The following is a 3,018-nucleotide window of genomic DNA, read 5'->3' as shown; positions in this document are numbered from 1 at the left end:
ATCTCGTCCGAGTGGTCGAGCGCGCCATCCAGCTTTCGACCGTCGACTTCTCAGTGCTGGAGGGTGTTCGCACCCCGCAGCGCCAGCGCGAGCTTTATGCGCAGGGACGCGCGAAGCCCGGCAAGGTCGTCACCTGGACCCTGACCAGCAACCACTTCGTCAACCCTAAAACCGGCTATGGGCACGCAGTCGACCTGATCCCGTTCCCCGTGGACTGGGAAGGCCCGACCCGCTTTCCGAAGTTCGACGCCATCGCCAAGGCCATGTTCGCTGCGGCAAAAGAGCGTGGCACGCGCATCCGCTGGGGCGCGGACTGGGACATGGACGGCAAACCGCGTGAGCGCGGCGAAACCGACAGCCCCCACTTCGAGCTGGTCCGATGAGCGCCCTCCTGACCACGGCGGCTGTCGTCGCCCGAACGCTCGGCCGCGCTCTTGTCCCTTTCCTGCCGTGGATCGCAGCCGGCGTAATGGGCGCCGCCATCTGGCACTTCCTGCCCGGCGTCGGCCCGGCTGACCGGCTGGAGCGCGCCGCCCAGGAGGCGGCCGATTTGAAGCGCGCGGCTGGCGACTATGAGCGGGCCGCCCGCAACTGGAAGGCGCAGTTCGACGCCTCCGAAACCCTGCGCAAGCAGGAGACGTCAGCTGCCATCGAGGCCGTGGCCAGCGAGATCGATCGCTGCGCCGCGCGCGTCGCCGAAGCCCGTCAATCCTGCCGCATCATCGAGCGCATCGTCACCAAGGAGCCGACCTATGATGAGAACCGTTGCCCTGTTCGCAGCCTCGTTGATCCTGACGAGCTGCGGCGCGCTCTCCAGCCTGCCGGTTGAGACCGTCGCGCCGGTCGTCCCGGCCGCCGTCGACCCGCGCCTGTGCGCTCCGCTGGAGGCTGAGCCCCCCGTCGCCGGAAGCATCGTGGCGCCGGTCACGGCTGCCGAGGCGGGCGCCGTTCGCGATCACCTCACAAGCGACGCCGAGGCGAGGTCGTGGGGACGTCGCGGCTGGGAGCGGGCGTCCGTCGCGAGAGAGGGCTGTAGGGTGAAGCCGGAAATCCGTCCCCGGCCGGGCTAGTGTGATATGCTCAAGGCATGGTCGACCACACGCTAACCCTTGAGCCGCAGCCTATTGCTGACCAGTGGATGGCGAAATGCTCCTGCGGCTGGCGTCAGACGGAAAGCTTCTGGAAGACGCCAGATCGCGACGTGCTCCTCCAGAAGCTTCGGAACGCGCACCGAGATCACGCCACCAATCAGGACTGAGCGTCGAGCCCTCAGGCTCCGCTACCGAGGCCCGTCATTCTTCGGGGTGGCGGGCTTTCGTGCTACTGTGGTTCGGCGTAGCGGTCGATGCGGTACCAGAGTGTAGCTCAAAGCTGGAGCGGCGCTTTAAATGCAGCGCAAGGTTGGAGGTGGCGGCAAGTCCTCTCACTCAGGCTTAGGCCTAACCATCGACGGGACGAACGACTCGCCCGCCCCGATTCGCCGGGGCGGGCCTTTCTTCGTTTGGAACCGTGCGTCTCCCTGCCGGTTGGATCATCGCAGCCCTCCCCATCCTTTGGGGCTGTCCTCTGTAGAACCGCCCCTCGCCGGATGCCCCAAGCGCTGGCGAGGGGTTTTCGTATCGAAAGCAGGATTTAAGCGTCGACGCTGTCGGCCTGAATCTGTGCCCGGCGCGTGCTGGAGGCGAGCAAGCTGCCCCCTACCAGCAGCGGCCCGTCCTCTACAGACAGCGGCGGCAGGCAGATGAAGCGCGCGGCCTGTTGGCCGTTTCGCAGGTGCAAGTGGATTTCGACATGGTCGCCGGCGGCCGCGAGCCTGTGTGCGATCTGTTTGGCGGCGTCTTCCGCCGCGCGGCCGCGGGCGAACAGCTGCGGCTCAACGTCGTCCAGTCGGACAGCCCAGATATCGCCAAAGGGTTCAACAACGACGGTTCGCATCGAAGCTTCTCCAGTGAAGATTGAAGGCGGCCGCTATCTGGTTAGAGATCGCGGGGTTTCAAGGGCTGGTCGCCCATCAGTTCTGGAGGACGCCGCGCTCGATCAGTCCGAGTACGACCGGATCCTGGAGAGAGGCCGCGACCTCGCGCGCAAAGGCCCTGTGCGCCTCGGCTTCATCCGTAATCAGGCGCTGACTGCCGTCCCGGTGGGACGAAAGCCGAAAAGAAATCTCGCGCTGCTGCTTCGCCAGGCGCTCGATGCGAACCAGCTTCACACCGGCCTGATCTCTGAGTGTGGCGCGTGAACGAACAACCATGATCGACCTCCTGAGCAGGCCGTTAAAGTCGAAGGCGCGGAGAAGGGTTCCAAGCGCAGGGGAACCCTCTTGCGCCGGGTATGTTGGCTCCGCGCGCTGCGATGCTGGCTCGCGTGCGCATCGGGGGAGAAGCGCGCGCCCTCCATTGTTGTCTGCGGTGGAGGGCGCGTCAGCTTCGCGACACTAAATCCCGATACGGCGCGCCCCGCTCCCCGGCCTCCGCTCGGGTCAGCACTCGTGTTTTGTATGCAGATGAGACGACCACCTTGATCTCGCGGTGCCGGATTCCCTCGTCCAGCGACCTTGTCGTCTTCTCAATCGCGTAGAGGGTTTCGCACCATTCGTCGCTGTTGACCTCGATGAGGCCGGGGAGAAGGTCGATGTTGTCGCCAGCAGCGGCGGTCATGGCGTCGAGGGCGGTGGTCAGTTGTTCGGGCGTCATGGCGCGGCGGTGTAACTGAGTCGCCCAGTCGCGGCCTAGCGCTGGCGCCGCAGCAAGCGCGCCGCCTCTTCCTTCCACAGCGCGCGGAAGCGCAGGACGATGGAAGCGGGTAGGTTGGCCGCCGCGCGCGAACGGCGGTGAAGCTCACGGGCTTCGGCTTCGAAGCGGGCGGCCTTCTGCAGATCGGTCTCGGCCGTCATGGCGATTCCGGCCAGACCTTCTGCACGGTCAGCGAACCGGCGTGGGAGGGCTGCAGAATGAGGTCTTCGGCTGCGCTCAGGTCTAGCCAGTGGACGCCTGCACCAGGCGGCAGGAGGACAATCTG

General features: G+C 66.0%; 6 protein-coding genes. 2 read left to right on the top strand and 4 right to left on the bottom strand.

All coding sequences use genetic code 11. The features are described from left to right. Both B3D50_RS05665 and B3D50_RS05660 read left to right on the top strand, forming a co-directional pair. The coding region (locus B3D50_RS05665; RefSeq protein ID WP_286950018.1) for a M15 family metallopeptidase at positions 1-383 on the top strand (383 nt) is incomplete at its 5' end. Then, positions 380-829: a hypothetical protein gene (locus tag B3D50_RS05660; RefSeq protein ID WP_286950017.1), complete on the top strand. Its 450-nt coding sequence runs from the start codon at positions 380-382 to the stop codon at positions 827-829. The genes B3D50_RS05665 and B3D50_RS05660, both read left to right, overlap by 4 nt. Before the next feature lie 803 nt (positions 830-1,632). Here B3D50_RS05660 and B3D50_RS05655 read toward each other — a convergent pair. From B3D50_RS05655 to B3D50_RS05640, 4 genes are all read right to left on the bottom strand, one after another. Beyond that, complete coding sequence (locus B3D50_RS05655) at positions 1,633-1,935, bottom strand: hypothetical protein (RefSeq protein ID WP_286950016.1); 303 nt, start codon at positions 1,933-1,935, stop codon at positions 1,633-1,635. Between the two features lie 76 nt (positions 1,936-2,011). Next, positions 2,012-2,251, bottom strand: coding sequence for a hypothetical protein (locus B3D50_RS05650; RefSeq protein ID WP_046652287.1), 240 nt, complete (start codon positions 2,249-2,251; stop codon positions 2,012-2,014). A gap of 169 nt (positions 2,252-2,420) precedes the next feature. Then, positions 2,421-2,693 (bottom strand): hypothetical protein, encoded by a 273-nt coding sequence (locus tag B3D50_RS05645; protein ID WP_286950015.1) that lies wholly within the window; start codon positions 2,691-2,693, stop codon positions 2,421-2,423. Positions 2,694-2,728: 35 nt separating this feature from the next. Next, positions 2,729-2,893: a hypothetical protein gene (locus B3D50_RS05640; protein ID WP_286950014.1), complete on the bottom strand. Its 165-nt coding sequence runs from the start codon at positions 2,891-2,893 to the stop codon at positions 2,729-2,731. Positions 2,894-3,018 lie beyond the last annotated feature (125 nt).

Origin of the sequence: Brevundimonas sp. UBA7507 (assembly GCF_002478355.1) — a bacterium.
Lineage (GTDB): Bacteria > Pseudomonadota > Alphaproteobacteria > Caulobacterales > Caulobacteraceae > Brevundimonas > Brevundimonas diminuta_D.
This window is presented reverse-complemented; position numbering and strand designations above follow the sequence as displayed.